This is a genomic window from Gammaproteobacteria bacterium (assembly GCA_009838035.1).
Taxonomy (GTDB): domain Bacteria; phylum Pseudomonadota; class Gammaproteobacteria; order Steroidobacterales; family Foliamicaceae; genus Foliamicus.
Window position 1 is genome coordinate 101,801 of the sequence record VXSK01000002.1, and the last position, 19,317, is coordinate 121,117.

Annotated in this window: 20 protein-coding genes and 1 tRNA gene; 14 read left to right on the plus strand and 7 right to left on the minus strand. The window is 63.7% G+C overall.

Annotated elements, in window-relative coordinates:
* Positions 1-72 precede the first annotated feature (72 nt).
* Genes F4Y72_00515 through F4Y72_00545 form a run of 7 tightly spaced genes read left to right on the plus strand, consistent with a single transcriptional unit; the run spans position 73 to position 5,572 of the window.
* The gene (locus F4Y72_00515; protein ID MXZ26769.1) at positions 73-867 is read left to right on the plus strand and encodes a DUF3450 domain-containing protein; all 795 of its coding nucleotides are present in this window, start codon (positions 73-75) and stop codon (positions 865-867) included.
* Positions 864-2,249: a MotA/TolQ/ExbB proton channel family protein gene (locus F4Y72_00520; protein ID MXZ26770.1), complete on the plus strand. Its 1,386-nt coding sequence runs from the start codon at positions 864-866 to the stop codon at positions 2,247-2,249. Before F4Y72_00515 ends, F4Y72_00520 begins: the two co-directional genes overlap by 4 nt.
* 25 nt (positions 2,250-2,274) lie before the next feature.
* Positions 2,275-2,826: a MotA/TolQ/ExbB proton channel family protein gene (locus F4Y72_00525; protein MXZ26771.1), complete on the plus strand. Its 552-nt coding sequence runs from the start codon at positions 2,275-2,277 to the stop codon at positions 2,824-2,826.
* Positions 2,823-3,233, plus strand: a complete 411-nt coding sequence (locus F4Y72_00530; protein MXZ26772.1) for a biopolymer transporter ExbD — start codon at positions 2,823-2,825, stop codon at positions 3,231-3,233. The genes F4Y72_00525 and F4Y72_00530 overlap by 4 nt, the downstream gene beginning before the upstream one ends.
* A gap of 12 nt (positions 3,234-3,245) precedes the next feature.
* Positions 3,246-3,653 (plus strand): biopolymer transporter ExbD, encoded by a 408-nt coding sequence (locus F4Y72_00535; protein ID MXZ26773.1) that lies wholly within the window; start codon positions 3,246-3,248, stop codon positions 3,651-3,653.
* Entirely contained in the window at positions 3,653-4,294 is a 642-nt protein-coding gene (locus F4Y72_00540) for an energy transducer TonB (GenBank protein MXZ26774.1), read from the plus strand. Before F4Y72_00535 ends, F4Y72_00540 begins: the two co-directional genes overlap by 1 nt.
* Positions 4,295-5,572: a hypothetical protein gene (locus F4Y72_00545; protein ID MXZ26775.1), complete on the plus strand. Its 1,278-nt coding sequence runs from the start codon at positions 4,295-4,297 to the stop codon at positions 5,570-5,572. It begins immediately after the preceding gene.
* Here the strand turns inward: F4Y72_00545 and F4Y72_00550 are convergent.
* Entirely contained in the window at positions 5,569-6,288 is a 720-nt protein-coding gene (locus F4Y72_00550) for a 1-acyl-sn-glycerol-3-phosphate acyltransferase (GenBank protein ID MXZ26776.1), read from the minus strand. The genes F4Y72_00545 and F4Y72_00550 overlap by 4 nt on opposite strands.
* A 12-nt stretch (positions 6,289-6,300) precedes the next feature.
* Here F4Y72_00550 and xerD point away from each other — a divergent pair, with 12 nt between their 5' ends.
* A complete protein-coding gene (gene xerD / locus F4Y72_00555) occupies positions 6,301-7,191 on the plus strand; it encodes a site-specific tyrosine recombinase XerD (protein ID MXZ26777.1) in 891 nt (296 codons plus the stop codon).
* Positions 7,192-7,316: 125 nt separating this feature from the next.
* Here the strand turns inward: xerD and F4Y72_00560 are convergent, their stop codons facing one another.
* The gene (locus F4Y72_00560) at positions 7,317-8,297 is read right to left on the minus strand and encodes an NAD(P)H-quinone oxidoreductase (GenBank protein ID MXZ26778.1); all 981 of its coding nucleotides are present in this window, start codon (positions 8,295-8,297) and stop codon (positions 7,317-7,319) included.
* Between the two features lie 16 nt (positions 8,298-8,313).
* Between F4Y72_00560 and moaA the strand changes: the two genes are divergently transcribed.
* The 4 genes from moaA (at position 8,314) to F4Y72_00580 (ending at position 11,796) form a co-directional block, all read left to right on the plus strand.
* On the plus strand, positions 8,314-9,375 hold the full coding sequence (moaA, locus tag F4Y72_00565; GenBank protein ID MXZ26779.1) for a GTP 3',8-cyclase MoaA: 1,062 nt from the start codon (positions 8,314-8,316) through the stop codon (positions 9,373-9,375).
* A gap of 71 nt (positions 9,376-9,446) precedes the next feature.
* On the plus strand, positions 9,447-10,151 hold the full coding sequence (locus tag F4Y72_00570) for a hypothetical protein (GenBank protein MXZ26780.1): 705 nt from the start codon (positions 9,447-9,449) through the stop codon (positions 10,149-10,151).
* 3 nt (positions 10,152-10,154) lie between these two features.
* Positions 10,155-11,438, plus strand: a complete 1,284-nt coding sequence (locus F4Y72_00575) for an ammonium transporter (protein ID MXZ26781.1) — start codon at positions 10,155-10,157, stop codon at positions 11,436-11,438.
* Between the two features lie 22 nt (positions 11,439-11,460).
* Positions 11,461-11,796, plus strand: coding sequence for an STAS domain-containing protein (locus F4Y72_00580; protein ID MXZ26782.1), 336 nt, complete (start codon positions 11,461-11,463; stop codon positions 11,794-11,796).
* A gap of 17 nt (positions 11,797-11,813) precedes the next feature.
* Here F4Y72_00580 and F4Y72_00585 read toward each other — a convergent pair whose 3' ends face one another.
* The 5 genes from F4Y72_00585 to nadA all read right to left on the minus strand — a co-directional run bounded on the left by F4Y72_00585 (position 11,814) and on the right by nadA (position 17,826).
* Positions 11,814-13,994, minus strand: a complete 2,181-nt coding sequence (locus F4Y72_00585; GenBank protein ID MXZ26783.1) for a HAMP domain-containing protein — start codon at positions 13,992-13,994, stop codon at positions 11,814-11,816.
* Complete coding sequence (locus F4Y72_00590) at positions 13,994-15,148, minus strand: ABC transporter substrate-binding protein (protein MXZ26784.1); 1,155 nt, start codon at positions 15,146-15,148, stop codon at positions 13,994-13,996. Before F4Y72_00590 ends, F4Y72_00585 begins: the two co-directional genes overlap by 1 nt.
* 19 nt (positions 15,149-15,167) lie before the next feature.
* Positions 15,168-15,584, minus strand: coding sequence for an ATP-binding protein (locus tag F4Y72_00595; GenBank protein ID MXZ26785.1), 417 nt, complete (start codon positions 15,582-15,584; stop codon positions 15,168-15,170).
* Positions 15,585-15,586: 2 nt separating this feature from the next.
* Positions 15,587-16,747 carry a SpoIIE family protein phosphatase gene (locus tag F4Y72_00600; GenBank protein ID MXZ26786.1) on the minus strand — a complete coding sequence of 387 codons (1,161 nt, stop codon included), beginning with the start codon at positions 16,745-16,747 and terminating at the stop codon, positions 15,587-15,589.
* Between the two features lie 71 nt (positions 16,748-16,818).
* Positions 16,819-17,826 carry a quinolinate synthase NadA gene (nadA, locus tag F4Y72_00605; GenBank protein MXZ26787.1) on the minus strand — a complete coding sequence of 336 codons (1,008 nt, stop codon included), beginning with the start codon at positions 17,824-17,826 and terminating at the stop codon, positions 16,819-16,821.
* Between the two features lie 367 nt (positions 17,827-18,193).
* On the opposite strand from nadA, the gene F4Y72_00610 reads away from it, so the two are divergent.
* Positions 18,194-19,108, plus strand: a complete 915-nt coding sequence (locus F4Y72_00610; protein MXZ26788.1) for a hypothetical protein — start codon at positions 18,194-18,196, stop codon at positions 19,106-19,108.
* 51 nt (positions 19,109-19,159) lie between these two features.
* Positions 19,160-19,235 (plus strand) — tRNA-Val (locus F4Y72_00615).
* The last annotated feature ends 82 nt before the right edge of the window (positions 19,236-19,317 follow it).

The following is a 19,317-nucleotide window of genomic DNA, read 5'->3' on the forward strand; positions in this document are numbered from 1 at the left end:
AATATTGTGCGTAAAACCGAAGCGGATATGTTATTTTGGCTGTCCGAAAAAGGGTAGGTAGGGGACAACAAAATGAGTTATTCCGCTTTCAGGACAGGTTACGCGCCCCGGCTCGCAGTCGTTGCATGCGGCCTTTGCCTGGTCGCCGGCACCGCTGCCGGGGACCAGCGCGTCAACGAGATGCTGGCGTTGCAGCAGAGCGCGACGGCCGACGACCGGCAGGCGCAGGCCGAGGTGGACGCCCTGGCCGACGAGACACAGGAGGCGGTCAGCGAGTACCGCGTGCGGCTGCAGGAGTTGGACCGCATTCGCCGCTACAACGACAACCTGCAGCGCACCATAGACGACCAGGAGCGTGAGAAGACCTCTCTCAACAGGCAGATCAATGAATTCGGCGATCTGGAACAGGGCATCGTTCCGCTGCTCATGGACATGATCGAGGACCTGGACCGGTTCATTTCGCTGGACGTTCCGTTCCTGCCGGAGGTGCGCAGAAGTATGCTGACGCAAATGCGCGACGTGATGGACCGCTCCGACGTCAGCATCGCCGAAAAATACCGGCGCGTGATGGGCGCCTACCAGATGGAGGCGGGAATGGGGCGCAACATGGAGTCCTACCCCGGCGAGCTGGAAATCGGAGGCGTCAACCGCCAGGTGGAATTTCTTCGAGTCGGCCGTGTGCTTTTGGCGTATCAGACGCCCGACCGCGAGGAAACCGGCTATTGGGACACGCGCACGCAGGAGTGGCGTTCGCTGGATGACAGTTATCGCAGCCCGATAACGACCGGGATACGCATGGCGCGCCGGCTGGCGCCGCCTGACATACTGACCCTTCCGATCGCCGCGCCCGAAGGAGGTGGGTCATGAACCGCTTGCTTGCATTATCGGGATTGGCGGTCATCCTGGCCGCTCCCGTCGCAGCCCAGGAAGAGCCGCAGCCGGCCGTCCCTCTGGAACAGGCCGACTCCGTACTTGAACTTCTCGAACTGGTCCGCCTGGAGGCCCGGGAGGGTTCCCGCCTCAACCGCGAGCGGGTGGAACGCTTCCGCCAGACCCGCGACGAGCGTCAGCGCATGCTGGAGGAGGTTTCGCGCGAGCTGGCCGCGGAGGAGCGCCGCAGCAACACGCTGAACCGGCGCTACGAGCAGAACGAGTCCGAACTTGCGGACCTGGAGGAACGGCTGCAGATCCGGATCGGAAATTTTGGTGAACTGTTCGGCGTCGTGCGCGACGTGGCCGGTGAAACCTACGGCCAGGTTCTGACGTCGCTGGTTTCGGCGCAGTATCCGGACCGCCTGGATCTGGTCCGCGAAATGGCCGAGGCAGAGGAGCTGCCCAGCCTGGAGGACCTGCGCGGCCTGCAGCTGATGCTGCTGGAGGAAATGGCGCAGTCCGGCCAGGTCGTTCGCTTTGACGCGGAAATTACCGACCCTTCCGGCCAGACCGGCGCAGGCAACGTGATCCGCGTCGGCGCCTTCAACCTGGTCCACGACGGCAAGTTTCTGACCCACGATGCCGGTACCGGCGCGCTGCAGATACTGCCCCGCCAGCCTGCCGGGCGCTATCTCAATATGGCCGAGGACCTGGTCGAAGCCACGTCGGGCACCGTGGAAATGGCCGTCGATCCGACCCGCGGGCAATTGCTGGGAATGCTGATTCAGGCTCCAGATCTCGGCGAGCGCCTGCAGCAGGGCGGCTACGTGGGCTACACGATTATCGGCATGGGGGCCATCGGCCTGCTGATCGCGCTTTGGCGGCTGGTCGTGCTGCAGGGCGCCGGCCGACGGATCCGCGCGCAGCTCAAGAGTTCCAGCGCAAGCAAGAACAACGCCCTGGGCCGGATCCTGGCCGTCTACGAGGAGCACCAGACCGGCAACCTGGACGCCCTGGCGCTCAAGCTCGATGAAGCGATCATGCGGGAAGCGCCGATACTCGAACGCTACCAGGGGATACTCAAGGTGTTTGCCGCGGTCGCCCCGCTGCTGGGCCTGCTGGGCACGGTGGTCGGCATGATCATCACCTTCCAGCAGTTGACGCTGTTCGGAACCGGCGATCCGAAACTGATGGCCGGAGGCATTTCGCAGGCACTGATCACGACCGTTCTGGGCCTGATCGTGGCCATCCCGCTGGTGCTGCTGCACAGCGTGGTTTCCAGCTCCAGCCAAGCGCTGGTGGAAATCCTGGAGGAGCAGAGCGCCGGTCTGATCGCACGCAGGGCCGAAGGCGATGCCGCCACGGCGGAGGCTTGAGGAGGGCCAGGCAGGAGACCGGTAGATGACTTTCCTGTTCGAAGCCTGGGTTTCCATCCGCGGCTTTTTCGAGCTGGGCGGCCCGGTGCTTTACGGCATCCTGGTGGTCACCATGCTGATGTGGACGCTGATCGTGGAGCGGCTCTGGTACTTCTTCGGCGTACTCCCCGGCGAAATGCGCGGCGCGCGGCAGTTGTGGGAAAGCGGACGCCGGGACGGCTCCTGGTTTGCAGCGAACCTTCGGCGCCTGATTCTCTCGGAGGTGGGCCTGAGCGCCCGGCGCAACCTGGGGCTGATACAGACGCTGATGCAGATACTTCCGCTGCTGGGCCTGTTGGGCACGGTTTGGGGCATGGTCCAGGTATTCGAGATCATGACGGTGTTCGGCACCGGCAATGCGCGTCTGATGGCCGGCGGCGTTTCGCAGGCCACGATCCCCACGATGTCGGGACTGGTGGCCGCGCTGTCCGGGTTGTACCTGTCGGCCTGGCTGAGGCAGCGGGCCAAGCTGAAGATGGAGGAGCTGGAGGACGTGCTGGAAATGAAATTTGAGGAATCCGGCGAGGCAACCGCATGATTCAACGCAAGCACCGCAAGCGGTCGCAGGAAGAGGCCGAGATCAACATCACGCCGATGCTCGACATCGTGTTCATCATGCTGATCTTCTTCATCGTCACTACTTCCTTCGTAAAGGAACTGGGCGTGGACCTGGACCGGCCCTCGAACGCGCCGGTCCAGGAGAAGAAGCGTTCCGAGGTGATCCCGGTGCGGATAGATTCCAACGGACAGGTGTTCGTTGAAGACCGGCTTGTGCATGAGGGCGCGATACGGGCCAACATCGTCTCGGGGCTGGCCGGAAAGCCGGACGCGACGGTGGTCGTGATCGCGGACCGGAACGCGGATTCCCGCTTCATCGTGACGGTGGTGGACCAGGCCCGGGTGGCGGGCGCCGAAAAGGTTTCCCTCGCTGCCGCAGCAAATTAGGAGCAAGGCGCAATGCCGCAGATACGAAGACGAAAACCGGAAGAAGAGGGCGAGATCAACATCACGCCCATGCTGGACATCGTGTTCATCATGCTGATCTTCTTCATCGTGACCACGTCGTTCGTGAAGGAGCCGGGCATTGATCCAATCCGTCCCTATGCGATCACGGCGGCCACCAAGGAACGGGGCAACATCATGATCGCGGTTTCGCACGAAGATCATATCTGGATGAACAAGAATCGCGTGGAATTGGCGGGAGTCCGCCAGTTGGTTGAAGCGGCTCGGGCGGAAAACCCTGAAAGCAGCGTTATCATCGTGGCAGATGAATCCGCGTCCACAGGCGTAGTGATCGACCTGATGGACCAGGTCCGGGCTGCCGGCGTGACCAGCGTTGCATTGGCCGCGGAAGGAGTGGGGTAATGATGAACCAAACAAGATGGCGTATGGTCGGCTCGATAGCCGGCGGCATATTCATTGCGCTGGTGCTATTTCTTTTCATGAACACCCTGATAACGGGCGGCCGCGGACAGCAGGGCGCGGCCACGGCCGGACAGATCGTGGACCTGATACGCGTGCAGGAGGACGAGGTCATCCAGACCAAGAAACGGGTCAGGCCCAAGAAGCCGCCTCCACCCAAGGATCCACCGCCGCCGCCCAAACTGAAGGTGTCCAACGAGGAAAAACCGCAAAAGAATCCAATGCGCCTCGATCTTCCAAAGATCGACGTTTCCGGAGCTGCCGGGGGCGGTCCCTTCATCGGCAGTTGGAGCCCGGGCGACCCGGCGGCCGAGGGAGATGCGGTACCGATCGTGCGCATCGACCCGCAGTGGCCCCGCGAGGCCCTTATGGACGGAACCGAGGGCTACGTCAGGTGCGAAGTGCTGATCGGCCCCGACGGCAGCGTGCTGGACGTCAAGGTGCTGGAAGCCGCTCCGGGCCGCCTTTTCGTGCGCAACGCGCTGCGGGCCGTGCGGCGATGGAAATTCAAGCCGCGAATAGTGGATGGCGTCGCCGTGGAACGGTGGGCCACGACGAGCATCGTTTTCCAGCTAGACGACTGAATGGGTAAACGCCTCGCTCTGTTGTCGGCCTTGCTGATGCTGGCGCCGCAGGCGCCGGCGCAGATCGATCCCGGCAATCTGCCGCAGTGGCACCCGCTGCGGCCGGATCGCGTGGCGGAAGAACGCGAGGAGCCGCCCGCATCCATGAGCGAGAGCTTCTACCGTCGGCTTTCCCGCACGCATGAACTGCTGGACGAGGACAATCTTACCGAAGCGCTGGACCTGATGGACCGAATCCGGCCCGATCGGATCAGTGACTACGAGGCGGCCCAGCTTTATCAGACCTATGGCTTCGTTTACTCGCAACTGGAAAGGGAAGACGAGGCCTTTGTAGCGTTCGAGCAGTGCCTGGAGCTGGACGCCCTGCCGACCCTGGTGCAACAGGGCATCGTGTACTCGGTCGCGGGCTACTATTCGGGCGAGGAACGCTTCGAGGATTCCAACAACACCATGCTGCGCTGGTTCCGTTACGAAGCGGAACCCCGATCCGAGGCCTACATACTGATGGGCGCCAATTTCGCCCAGCAGGAAATGATGCGGGAAGCATTGCCCTACGTGATTCGCGCCAATGAGCTGGCCGAAGAGCCCAACGAGAGTTGGCGAAACCTGCAATTGGCCATCCATGTTGAATTAAGTCAGGTTCCCGAAGCCATCGAGCTGTTGAAGGAGAACATCGGAATCTGGCCGGACAAGCTGCGCTTCTACCAGGTGCTGTCCGGTCTTTACATGGAGGTTGACAACGACGAAGGCGCACTCTCCGCACTGACCATTCCCTGGCATCGCGGCATGCTGCAAGCCGAATCGGACATTCTGAGCCTTACGCGGCTCAACCTCTTTCTGGAGAACCCGGCCCGCGCGGGTGAGATCCTGCACCTGGCGATGGAGCGGGGCCATGTCGAAGAGAATTTCGAGAACCTCCGCCTGCTGCTGAATTCATGGACCATGGCGCGCGAAATGGCCCGTGCCGTGGGCGCCATCGACAAACTCGCCGAACTCGCGGACGACGGCGAGTTCTACCATCGCAAGGCCATGCTTCTGAACGAGACGGGCGACTGGGACGGCGTGGTGGACTCCTGCCGCCGTGCGCTGGAAAAAGGCGGACTGGAGAACCCCGGCGAGGTATGGATACTGATGGGCGTTGCCCTGGCGGAATTGCGGCGCTTCGAGGAGGCCATAGAGGCTTTCGAAAGCGCAAAAACTGACGGGTCCGACAACATTCGCCGCAACGCCAACGCCTGGATCGGCTACGTCAGGGATCGGACCGGAGATACTTCCTAGCGTCGATCCTGCGCCAGCGCGGCCTGCATGGCCCTCCTGCATTCCTGCGCGAGCTGTTCGGCCTGGTGGGATCGGCGCCCGCCTCCCGTGACCCTGATCGGCTCCAGAAAGCGCACCTCGATTGTCGAAGGCGTGAACAGCCAGGAGCCCGACGGCAACAAGCGGCGGCAGCCGCGAATGGCCACGGGAACGACCGGCAATTCACCGGCGGCGGCGGCGGCAAAGGCTCCGGGCCGGAAGGGCAGCAGCCCGGGTTCCGGAAGAAAGGTTCCCTCCGGGAAAATCGCCAGCGATTGTCCGGAGCGGGCGGCCTTGAGCACGGTCCGCACATCGGCGATACGCTCCTTGCCCTGCTCGCGTTCCACAAACACGGCGCCGATACGGCTCAGCATTCGTCCGGCCAGCAGAACCGTGCGCATCTCCCGCTTGATGACCAGTCGGAAGCCGGAAGGCAGCAGGGCGCAGAGCAGGATACCGTCGGCGAAGCTCTCATGGTTGGCGGCAACCACGCAGGGCTCCGCCGGCAGGTTCTCAAGCCCGTGCACCCGAGGCCATGCGCCGCCAAGTCGGAATATGATCCGCGAGGCCTTGCGGGCCAACCTGCTGCATCGTTCCACTCCCGGAAGCACCAGGATCACCAGCGAAGTGGTCAGCGCAATCGTGCAGAACACGGTCCAACCCCAAAGCGTGTAGGGGATTTTCCGCAGCCGCGTCATAATTGGAATTTTATGGCCAGCCCCGAACTTCTTGATCGCTTTCTTGACGCGATGTGGTCGGAGCAAGGGCTTGCCCGCAACACGCTGGCCGCCTACGGTTCCGATCTACGGCTGCTGGAACGGTGGCTGGGCAGGCGCGGCAAGGAATTGACGGAAGCCGGCAAACCGGACTTGCTGGCCTTCATCGGAGAACGGACCGCGGAAGGCGTCAATGCCCGCACGCTGTCGCGGCAACTGTCCACCGCCCGGCGCTTCTACGGCTACCTGGTGCGGGAGGGCCTGATCGATCGTGATCCTTCGGCGCGGATCGCGACTCCGCGCGTTGGACGCCCGCTGCCGCACTCCCTGACGGAAGACGAAGTGGAGGACCTGCTGGCCGCGCCCTCGTTGTCGGACCCGCTGGGAGTGCGCGACCGGTGCATGCTGGAGGTGCTGTACGCTACCGGGCTGCGGGTCAGCGAGCTGATCAACCTGACCGTGGCCCAATTGAACCTGGCCAACGGGGTCCTTCGGGTCGAGGGCAAGGGGTCGAAAGAGAGACTGGTCCCGCTCGGAGACGAGGCGGCCGATTGGGTGCGGAAATTTCTGGATGGCGCCCGTCGCGACATCCTCGGAGAGCGGGTGAGCGACGCGCTGTTTCCCACTCGCAGGGGCTCGGCCATGACCCGACAGGCGTTCTGGCAGCGCTTGCGCAAGCACGGCGCCGCCGCGGGCATCACGGAAGGCCTGACGCCGCACACCTTGCGGCACGCGTTCGCCACGCATTTGCTGGATCATGGCGCCGACCTGAGGGTCGTTCAACTGCTGCTCGGTCACAGCAGCCTGTCAACGACGCAAATCTACACGCAGGTCGCACGTAAGCGCCTGCGCGACCTCCACCGCCGCCACCACCCCCGAGCGTAGCGTGGAGTGCCTGTGCCACTACCTGCCGGGATACGCCGGCAAGCACATCCCTGTGGGCTCGGCTTCGGCATCCCTGCCTCAGACGCTCCCTGCAGGTAGTGGCACAGGCACTCCACGCGGGAAAGCTAGGGGATGGTGAGGACGAGTTTGCCGCGGGTGAGGTTGGCTTCCATCAGGGTGTGTGCGGCTTCGGCCTGCTCCAGCGGAAATGAGCGTTGCACGACGGGGCGAAGTTTGCCGGATTCCAACAACGGCCAAAGGTGCTGCCGCACCGCGGCGGCGATTTCCGCCTTCTCTTCGTTCGACCGCGGCCGCAGCGTAGAGCCGGTAATCCACAAGCGCGACATCATCACCCGCCGGATATCGAGTTCCGTCTTCGGCCCGCCCAGCGCCGCAATGAGCACCAGCCGGCCGCCGGGCCTGAGGCTGCGGAGATTGTCGCGAAGATAGGGCGCGCCCACCATGCACAGAACGATATCCACGCCTTTGCCGCCGGTCGCGGTCTTAAGTGCCGCGGGCCAGTCTTCGGTCCGATAGCACGCGCCGCCCCAGGCGCCCAGGTCCCGGCAGAAGCGCACTTTCTCGTCACTGCCGGCCGTTACAAAGACACGCGCGCCGAGGGCATTGCCGATCCCGATGGCCGCGGTCCCGATTCCGCTGGCGCCCCCGTGCACGAGGACCGTGTCGCCCACCCGCAACCGGCCGCCGTCCACGAGGTTGGTCCAGACGGTGAACCAGGTTTCCGGGATGGCCGCGGCCTCCTCCATGGACACGCCATTCGGGACCGGAAGGCAGAGCGCCGCAGCCGCCACGCAATATTCGGCGTACCCTCCGCCCGCAACCAGCGCGCAGACGGGCTCGCCCACGGCCGGGCTTTCCACCCCATCGCCAACCGCGTCGACATGACCCGCCACTTCCAGCCCCGGCCATTCCGGCGCGCCCGCGGGTGGCGGATAAACGCCCTGGCGCTGCATGCAATCGGGCCGGTTTACGCCGGCGGCAGCCACCCGGATCAATACCTCCCCCGGGCCGGGTACGGGCCGAGGCCGCCGTTCGACACTCAGGACTTCGGGGCCCCCTGGCCTGGAAATGGCAACTACGCGCATGTCTTAAGATTAGCGGATGCGGAATACTTCGGCGAGCGATACGGGCATCGTTGAGTTGCGTTCGGGCGTGCGCGACACGCTGGGGCGCCCTTTGCGGGACCTGCGTATTTCGGTAATGGACCGGTGCAATTTCCGCTGCCCCTATTGCATGCCGGAAGACATCTACGATCGTAATTTCCGCTTTCTTTCCAGCCGCGAACGCCTGTCGTTCTCCGAAATCGTGCGGCTGACCCGGCTGTTCGCCCGCATAGGCGCCTGCAAGCTGCGTGTCACCGGCGGGGAGCCGCTGTTGCGCGCGGGCCTCGCCGACCTGATCGGCGATCTTTCCCGGCTCGAAGGCGTCGAGGACATCGCGCTCACCACCAACGGCGTGCTGCTCGCGCAGCAGGCGGCGGCGCTCACTGCCGCCGGACTGGACCGCGTGACGGTCAGCCTGGATGCCGTGGACGAAGAACTGTTCCGGCGTATGAGCGGGGGCCGGGGACGCCTCGAGGCCGTGCTGGACGGAATCTCCGAGGCGCGCGCGGCCGGATTGAACCCGATAAAGATCAACGCCGTAATCCAGCGCGGCGTCAACGACGGCCATGTGCCCGAGCTGGTCGACTACTTCCGGGGGACCGGAATGATCCTCCGGTTCATCGAGTACATGGACGTCGGCACGATCAACAACTGGAGCGAAACGCAGACCGTGCCGGCCGCGGAGATCGTGGAAACGATTCATCGGCGCTGGCCCCTGCGGCCACTGGGGGCCAACTACCACGGCGAAGTGGCCCGGCGCTACGAATTCGTGGACGGGCAGGGGGAGCTTGGATTCATTACTTCCGTCTCCCAGCCGTTCTGCGGCTCCTGCAACCGCGCCCGCCTGTCCTCAGACGGTCGTCTCTTTACCTGCCTGTTTGCCTCCGAGGGGCTGGATCTGCGCGGGCCGATGCGCGACGGCGCATCGGACGATGCGCTGCTGGACCTCATGAGGGGCCGCTGGTCGAGACGCGCGGACCGCTACAGTGAATTGCGCAGTTCGGGCCGCGCCGGAGCGGGGACGGACAGAAAAGTGGAAATGTATTACATCGGGGGTTAGTATGCGCGCGGGGGAACTCATTTGAGTTTGCACTATCATTCACGCTGAAGCGCTAAGGGGGGAAGGAAGACATGGCGCTAAGTAAACGAATTCTTTCGGCAGCCGTGCTGATTGCATGGCTTGGTTCCTCGGGCACGGCCGGCGCGCAGGAGGAGTCCTCGATATCGGCAAACCTGGCCGTAACGACGGACTACGTTTTCCGCGGCTATACGCAAACAGGCGAGGATCCCGCCGTGCAGGGCGGTCTGGACTGGGCGGATTCCAGCGGCTGGTACGTGGGCACCTGGGCGTCCAATATCGACTTCGGTCCGGGCGATGACGCCTCCATCGAAGTGGACATTTACGCCGGATATGGCTGGGAAGCGAACGACGTGAGTTATGACGTCGGTTTGCTGTATTACGCGTACCCGGGCGCCGACAGCAGTTCCGGCTACGACTTCGTCGAGGCATATGCCGGCCTGGGATTCGACCTGGATGCGGTTTCGCTGTCCGGGGCCGTGCATTACACGCCGGACAATTTCGGCGAAACCGGCACCGGCTGGTATGTGACCGGCGGTCTTTCGACCGGGCTGACCGACGCCCTGAGCGTGGATGCGAACGTGGGCTTCTCGCAGGTGACGGAAGATTTCGGCGAAGACTACCTGGACTGGAACCTCGGTCTGAGCTATTCGTTCTTCCGGCTTGCCCTCGATCTCAGGTATCACGATACGGACGCGCCCGACTGTGCCGGTTCCTGCGACGCGCGGGTGGTCCTCAGCCTTTCGGCGGAGTTCTGATTCATGAACACTGACTTTGTCCTGAATACCTTTGCGTTTCTCGTCTGGGGAGCGCTGATCATGTGGATGTGCGCCGGCTTCACGATGCTGGAAGCCGGCTCGGTGCGGACCAAGAACGCATCGGTCATTTGCCTCAAGAACATCGGACTCTATTCCATTGCCGGGCTGACCTTCTACCTGGTCGGCTACAACCTGATGTACCTGGACGTGGGCAGCGTCATCGGAACGCTAAGTCTGGGCTACGGGCCGTCCGCCGAAGAACTTGCGCTGCTCGAGGCGGTGGGCGCGGAGGCCCCCGCGGCGGAAATTGCGGCGGCGGCGGAAGCGGCGGCCGCAAACCAGTATTCCGTCATGTCGGACTGGTTCTTCCAGATGGTCTTCGTCGCGACTACCGCATCGATCGTTTCCGGCACACTGGCGGAACGCGTGAAACTCTGGTCCTTCTTCGTTTTCACCGCGGTGCTGACCGCAATCATCTACCCCGTGGTGGGAGCCTGGACCTGGGGCGGCGGCTGGCTGAGTCAGATGGGCTTCAGCGATTTCGCCGGCTCGACCATCGTGCACTCGACGGGAGGCTGGGCCGCGCTGGCTGGCGCCATCGTCGTGGGCCCGCGTCTCGGCAAGTTCCGCGCCGCCGGGGGCGTAAAGCCGACTCCGCCTTCCAACGTGCCCGCAGTCACGCTGGGCGTCTTCATACTCTGGCTGGGCTGGTTCGGATTCAACGGCGGCTCGCAACTGGCGCTGGGCGGCGTGGAAAACGCCGTGGCGATGAGCATCGTGCTGGTCAATACGAACCTGGCCGCAGCCGGGGGGGTGCTGGCCGCGCTGATCGTATCGCGCCCGCTCCTCAAGCGGGTGGACCTGCTGGCGGTACTGAACGGCGCCATCGCCGGCCTGGTGTCGATTACCGCCGGCCCTGACATTCTGCCGCACGGGCTGGCCATCCTGATCGGCGCCGTGGGGGGCGTGATCTGTACCGCCGGAATAATGCTGTTGGAGCGCTTGCGTATCGACGACGTGGTCGGGGCCGTTCCCGCCCACCTGTTCGCCGGCATATGGGGCACGCTCGCGGTCTGCATTGCCGGAGGCTACAGCTTCGGAGTACAATTGCTCGGCGTCGTGGCCATCGGAGTGTTCGTTTTCGGCACTTCGTGGGTCACTTGGACGCTGATTGCGAAAGCCATGGGAGCTCGGGTGTCCGAGACGGTAGAGGAACTGGGCCAGGATGTTGCCGAACTGGGCATAGAGGCCTATCCCGAATTCGTACTGATGCCCGATAGTGATTGATTGGCCTGCTTTAGGAGCAAGAATGGATATCCCAATTGAGCGCAACAACGGAACGCTGATCGCCGCGCCCTCCGGGCGCATAGACGGCTTTAACGCCCAGGATTTTCACCAGACCCTGACCGGCGCCATCAGCGGCGACGACACGGCGGTGCTGGTCGATATGAGCGGTCTGAACTACATAAGCAGTGCGGGTTTGCGGGCCGTTCTCATGATCGCCAAGGCGCTCTGGCAACGCAAGGCCAAGTTCATGTTGTGCTCACTGTCGGGCTCCATCGGCGAAGTGTTCAAGATGAGCGGCTTCGACAAGATCATCGAGATCCACGACAGCAAGGACGACGCACTGGCAAAACTGGGCTAGACCCGCGCGGCCCCTAGTCAGGAGTCTTCAACCTCCAGCGAGAGCGGGAGCCGCACTACCATCCGGGTCGATTCCCCCGGTTCGGTATCGACCGCGATTTCGCCCCCGTGCTGGCGCACGATGTCGTTCGACAGCGCCAGTCCCAGGCCGGTGCCCTGGTCGGTCGGCTTGGTCGTGAAGAACGGATTGAAAATCTTCCCGATTATGTCGTCCGGAATGCCGCCGCCGTTGTCCTGAATCGCAACCTCGACACCGTCCGAAGTCCGGCGTGTCGACAGCTTTAAAAGCGGCTCGTAGGCGCCGTTGCCGCCCGCGGCGTTTTCCCGGACCCGGCGATCGTGCGTGGCGTGGCAGGCGTTGGTCACCATGTTCAGGAAGACACGCCCCAGGTCCTGCGGCACCACGTTCAGTTCCCTCATTTCGGGACTGTATTCTTCCTCGATCGTGAGGTTGAAGTCGGTGTCGGAGGCGCGGGCGCTGTGGTAGGCAAGCCTCGCGTGCTCTTCCAGCAGGGCATTGATATCGGTTGGCTGCGAATCGCCGGAACCGCGCCCCATCTTGAGCATGTCGCGCACGATCCGGTTGGCGCGCAGGCCATGATGGGTGATCCGCTCCAGGTTGGAACCGAGATCGCCGCAGATTTCATCGACCAGGCCCCTGTCGTCCTCGCTCAGGCTCCCGTCGCCTTCGTCAAAGACTTCCTTTAGCTCCACTACCAGCTCCGACGACACTTCGGAGAAGTTCTTGACGAAATTCAGCGGGTTCTGAATCTCGTGCGCCACGCCCGCCGTCAATTCTCCGAGTTCCGCCAGCTTCTCGCGCATGACAATCTGGTCCTGGGCCCGCTTCAGGTCCTCGAGGACCTGCTCCAGCTCCTCGTTCTTGTCCCGCAATTCCTGCGCCATGCGCTCCACCAGGTCCAGTCTCTGCGCCTTGAGCGAGGCTTCGCGGAACACCTCCAGCGCCGCGGCCATGTCCGCCACCTCGTCCCGTCCGCTCACATCCACCCTGGTCTTGAGGTCGCCGGCGGCCATGCGGCGCATGCGGCTCGAGAGCCCCTCAAGCCGGCGCAACAGGCTGCCGATAAAGATCGAGCCCATGAGCAGGGCGGCGACAATCGCCACTCCGGTCACACTCAGCAACAGGACCTGGCCGGTGTCGATGGCCTCGTTGGCGATGTCGGTCGATTCGCGGGCGCTGTCGCGCGCGCCGCTCACCATGCTTTCGGCTTCGGCGCCGAGTTCGATTTCCAGGGTGCGGTTGTCCGCCAACAGACGTCTTTCCTGGGCGGCCAGGTCGAGTTCGCGGCGTCGCAGCGCAAAGGCCGCTTCGCGGCCGCTACCCAGTTCATGCAGGCGCTCGGTAGCGGACATCAACTCCGCCGGCTCAGGCGGATCGCGCAGCGCCGCCAGGTTTCTGGTAATGGCCTCGGATGCCGATTCAAAACTCTCAAGCAGCGGTTCGAGCAATTGCGGATCGCCGACTATGAAAGCCCGATCCAGCAATTGCACCGCGTTGTCCACGTTCACCTTGAGATCCGCCAGGCGCCTATAACGGGCCAGTTCGCCCTCGGAGATGTGCTGCTCCCGGGGGACCGGTTCGGAATCCAAGTCCCGATAGCCGGTCACGGTGAAGAAATACTGATCGTCGATGGCGGGTCCCAACAGCCGTTGCAGACGTTCGTGCAGCACCGGAATTTCCTGCTGCAGCCTGCCGGCCTGATCGGCGATCAGAAATCGCTCCTCCACCGATCGGTCCAATTGCTCTATATTGGTCAGAAGTGCGCCGGCACGGTCGCGCATGCGCTGAATGACCGGATCATCGCTGGCCTGCGCCTCAAGCGCGTCAATCCGGGATTCGAAAATCTGCCGGTTCGAAGCCACCGAGGTTCGCACGTTCTCCAGTTCCTCCAGCGTGCCGGCCGCCGCAAGCCGCGGGGCCGCGGCCACCAGCGTCCGACTTTGCTCGGCTACTGCAAAGGCGCCGGTTATCTGTGGAAGGCTGCGGTCGACCACGCCCCGCTGGGCATCGGCGACCGTGTTGAAGGCGAACCAGCTGTTGACGCTCGCGAGCACGAAAAGCAGCAACGCCGCGCTGATCCCCATGTACATGCGGACCGAAATCTTGTGCCGCTTCTCAAGAATTTGCGCAATGCGCGACTTGAGCGCGCCGTTGCCGTTGTCCCCCCCGGTATTCATCACCGCGCCCCGGACGCATCCAGTGGCAGGTATTCGCCGTCCGGACTCACGACGGTCAGGTAAACCGCATCCGATCCCTGGTAATCCTCCGCCCCGAACTCCAGCGAGAAACCCCCAAGATCGATCCGGCCCGCATCGCGCAGCATCGGCAGCACCCGGTCTCGGCGCGGCTCCGGTCCGCACTGCTCCATCGCCACGACGGCCATGCGCCCGGCCAGGTAGCCCTCAAGAGAAACGAATCCGGGTTCCGCGTCCGGAGAAGTCTCCTTCAGCGCCGAAAGATAGTCCTGGACTACGGGAAGCGCCTCGCCCATCAGGGGTGGAACCACCTGCGTCATGAGCAGTCCGGCGGAGCCCAGGCTTTCGCTGCTCAGGTTACGGATCAATGCGTTGCCGCCGGCAAAGGAGGTCGTCATGAAAACCATGTCCAGCTTGAGCTTGCTGCCCCAATTCAGAAAGGCCGCCACGGGCGCCGGAGCGCCCACGATGATGACCGCTTCGGGATCGCCCTCCATCACGTCCAGCAGGGTCGTCTTGACCGCGATGGTGTTGCGTGGATAGACCGCGATGGCGGCCGGCTTGAGTCCTCGCCGCTCCATGGCCAGCTGGGCGCCGCGGAATCCCGCACGGCCGAACGAATCGTCCTGATAGGCGACCGCCACGCGCGTCAGACCCCGGCGGGTCAGGAATTCCATCATCGCCTCCGTTTCCTGGTAATAGGAGGCGCGCAGGTTGATAACGTTCTGCCATTGCCCATCGCGCAGAAAGGGGGCGCCGGTGAAAGGTGCGATATAGGGCACTCCGGCCGCTGCCGCGACGGGTACCGACGACCGCGCCGTCGGGGTCCCGACCGCGCCGATGAGCGCGAACACCTCGCGCTCATTGATCAGGGCGCGCATGTTCTCGATCGCGGCTTCCGGCTCATAACCGTCGTCAAGCGAGATCAACTCCAGCCGCCGGCCATGCACGCCGCCGTTACGGTTGGCCTCGTCGAACGCAGCTTCGATTCCGGCCCGCATCGCCTGGCCCAGCCCGCTGGCCGGCCCGGTCAGCGCCGCCGACTGCCCGAACAGGATGCGCTCCGCGTCGATTCCCGGCTCGGCCGAAACTCCCGTAAAAGCCGCCAGCCCGGCGATCAGAACCAGCCCGCGCATGCCCCCCCGTAACACCACGCTAGAGCCGGGTTACCAATGTCAGCCGGTTGCGGTTGCCCTCCCGGGCGTACTTGACCTCATCCATCATCTCCCGCACCAGGTACACGCCCAAACCGCCGATACGCCGTTCCTCGATGCCCGCGTCGATGTCGGGGTCCGGCGTTTCCGTCAGGGGATCGAAGGGGCTGGCTTCGTCAATGAACTCGATCGTTACGCTGTCGTCCGCGGCTACCAGGCGGAATTCCAGTTCCTGGGATTCATCGTTTCCGTAGCCGTGGTCGATGATGTTCAGCCCCAGTTCCTCCACTACCAGCTTGACCTTGAAGACCAGTTCCTCCGGCCATTGTTCCAACTGGGCCATTTCGTCGATGGCTTTCTCCACCAGCTCCAGTTGCCCGTGGCTGGCATGGATCTTCAGGCGGATTTCGCCGCTCATGACTACGAACCGGACCTCAGCAGCACCAGGCAGGTGATGTCGTCCGACTGCGATCGGTCGCCCGCGAATTCCCTCACCGCCGCGAACACGGCATCGTTCGCCGTCCGCGCGCTCTCCAGCGTGGCGCCCGCGAAGACGTCCAGCAAGCGATCCATGCCGAATTCCTCGCTGTCCAGGTCTTCCGCCTCGGAGACGCCGTCCGTGTACATCACCAGCGCCTCGCCCGGTTCCAGCCGGGCCTGATCGGTGCTGAACTCGAACTGCGGAGCAACCCCCAGCGCCACTCCGCCGGTGAGCGGCAGGATGGTCGAGGACCCGTCCTTGTGGACGATCAGCGGCGGATTGTGTCCGCCATTGGCATAGCGCACCAGTCCGGTTGCCGGATCGAACACGGCGTAGAACAGCGTCACGAACATGTTGGCGTCGTTTCCGTCCTGGAGTTGCTCGTTGACCACGGTAACGACAGCGCCCGGGTCCTCACTGCCGAGCGCCGCGCCCTTCAGCAAGGTACGGCTGGACATCATGAACAGCGCCGCGGGAACGCCCTTGTCGGACACGTCCGCAATGGCCATTCCCAGGCGCCCGTTCTCCAGCCGGATAATGTCGAAGAAATCGCCGCCGACGTTCCGGGCCGGCGCCATGCTGCCGTACAGCTGGTATTGCTCGTTCTTCGGAAATTGCTTGGGCAGGATCGACTGCTGCATGGTGTGGGCCACGTCCAGTTCGCTTTGCAGCGTCAGCAGCTTGTCCTTCGAGGCTTCGGCTTCGCGCCACATCTCCAGTTGGCGCAGGCTGCGGTCGATCGTGATTCTCAGGTCATCGAAGTCGATCGGTTTGGTGACGAAATCGAACGCGCCGCGGTTCATCGCCGCGCGAATGTTCTTCATGTCCCCGTAGGCGGAGATGACGACCGAGCGGAGATCGGTATCGACGTCCGGGATCTTTTCCAGCAGCGTCAGACCATCCATGCGCGGCATGTTGATGTCGGAAAGCACCAGGTCGATGTCGCTGTGCTCGCCCAGGGCCTCGAGCGCCTCGACGCCGTCTCCGGCGAAAAGAAAGGCATACTGCCCGGAGCGAATCTCGCGCCGCATCCGCTGCCGGACCAGTTGCTCCAGGTCCGACTCGTCGTCGACCATCAGAATCTTGTGTTGAGCTTGCATCGCAAGTCAGCCTGCTTGTGGCCACAAAAGGATGCCCATTGTATATGGGCATTAAGGCAGGTTCCCGCCGATCAGGCCTGAAGCATGCGCTCCACGGCAAGCCGCGCGCGGTCTGCGATTTCCGCCGGAACCTCGACCCGCGGCTGAAGTGTTTCCAGTGTGCGCAGGATCTTGGGAAGGGTGATGCGCTTCATGTGCGGACAGAGATTGCACGGGCGCACGAACTGCACGTCGGGATGTTCCACGGCCACGTTGTCGCTCATCGAGCACTCGGTCACCATGACCACGCGGCGGGGCTTGTTTTCACCCACGTAGCGAATCATCGCCGAAGTGGAGCCGACGAAATCGGCCTCGTCCAGGACATCGGGCGGACATTCCGGATGGGCGATGACCTGTATGCCGGAGTGCGACCGGCGATAGGAACGGATTTCATCCGCCGTGAACCGCTCGTGCACTTCGCAGCTCCCTTCCCAGAGAATGATCTCCACGTCGGTCTTGCCGGCCACATAGCGTCCCAGGTAGCCGTCGGGCAGGAAGATCACGCGGTCCGCGCCCAGCGACTCGACGATCTTAACGGCATTCGCCGAAGTGCAGCAGATGTCGGATTCGGCCTTCACTTCGGCGGAGGTATTGACGTAGGTGACAACCGGAACGCCGGGGTATTTCTGCTTCAGCAGACGCACGTCCTCGCCGGTAATCGCAGCAGCCAGCGAACAGCCGGCTTCCAGATCCGGGATCAGCACGATTTTTTCGGGGGCCAGGATCTTCGATGTCTCGGCCATGAAATGAACGCCGCACATCAGGATCACGCCGGAGCCGGCCCTGGCGCCCAGGCGGGCCAGTTCGAGCGAATCGCCGGAGAAATCCGCCACGCCGTGGAAAATCTCCGGGGTCTGGTAGTTGTGTACGAGGATTACGGCATCGCGCTCCTTCTTCAATTCGTTGATGCGGGCGATATACGGCGCATGCACGGGCCATTCCACGTCGGGTATGACGTCGGTCAGGCGGCTGCGGATCGCCGCGGTAATCTCCTGCACTCTCGGGGTGTACTCCAATGAACCTGTCGATTGAACCTGCATTGACGGTCTGCTCCGTTGCCGGGGCTGTAATGCTACAAGTGAGCATAAGCATTGTCAAACGGCTTCGCACATCGTGCTCCAGCCGCCTTCTCGTTGCTCCCTTCTTCCGGGAGACGCATGAATACATCCCTGTAGCTTGCTCCGGCATCCCTGCCTCCAATACTCCCTGAAGAAGGGAGCAACGAGAAGGCTTACGGAGTGCCTGGGTTCAGGGCTTGCATCCACCGTAGCGCCTTTGTGTGCCTTCCTCTCGGGGGAGCGTTGGAGCAGGACAGCGAGAATCGAGCCAGGATGGCGTCTCCCACGAGAGGAAGGCACATAAAGGGGCGGGCCCGAAGCGCCACGGAGGGGAGTCTAAAATGGCTGCGTGACCGAACCGATCAGCGTGGAGCTCAGCGCCGTGGTGCTGACCGTAGTGGACGACGAGCCGCAGGTTCTGGTCCTGCCGGGCGGTCCCCCGGCCCGCTTGCCTTCCGACGGGCTGCGCGGCACCCGTGACCAGACGCTGGAATTCGGCGCCCGGCGCCTGCTCAGACGCCAGGTCGGACTGGAGCCGGCCTGGCTGGAACAGCTCTACACCTTCGGCGACCGGCGGCGGAATTTCTGGCCGCGCAGCCCCGACCGCACCATCACGGTGGCCTATCTCGCTCTGGTTCGGCATGACCTTTGCTCCACCGGGGGGCAGTGGAGGGACTGCTACGAGTTCTTTCCCTGGGAGGATCAGCGATCCGAACAGGACTCCGCGGCGCCGCTGAGCGCCGGACTGAAGAAATGGAGGAACAGGGCCCGGGCCGATGCGACCGGCAGAGAGCGCAGCGAGCGGATCGAGCGCTGCCTGGGGCTGGACCAGGCCGGCTGGACGCCGGACCTCGTGCTGGAGCGCTATGAGCTTGTCTATGAAGCCGCGCTTGTGGCCGAATCCTGGCACGATCGAGGCGCCGCGGCGCCGGAGGGACGAATCCTCAACGGTGCCTGCATGGCCCTGGATCACCGGCGAATACTGGCTACCGCCCTGGGAAGGATGCGGGGAAAGCTGCGCTACCGCCCGGTCGTTTTCGAACTCATGCCGCCGGAATTCACTTTGTTCGAACTGCAGCGCGTGATCGAGGCAATCAGTGGCCGCGGTCTGCACAAGCAGAATTTCCGGCGACTGGTCGCGAACCAGAGACTGGTCGAGGCTACCGGCGTGCGCAAACCGGACACCGGCGGCCGCCCGGCGCGCCTCTACCGCTTCCGGCCCGAAGCGTTGGCGGAGCGCCGCGCCGCCGGCGTGCTGTCCTGAGGCATGCGCTCCGGGCTGCCCATTCGTGTATATTCACGCGACCGCTTTCGTAGGCGCGTAGCTCAGGGGTTAGAGCACTTGCTTGACATGCAAGGGGTCGGTGGTTCAATTCCACTCGCGCCTACCACTCCCTTCGCACACAGCCGCTTTGCCGCCTTTCCTTTCCGGGACACGCCGGCAAGCACATCCCTGTGGGCTCGGCGTCGGCA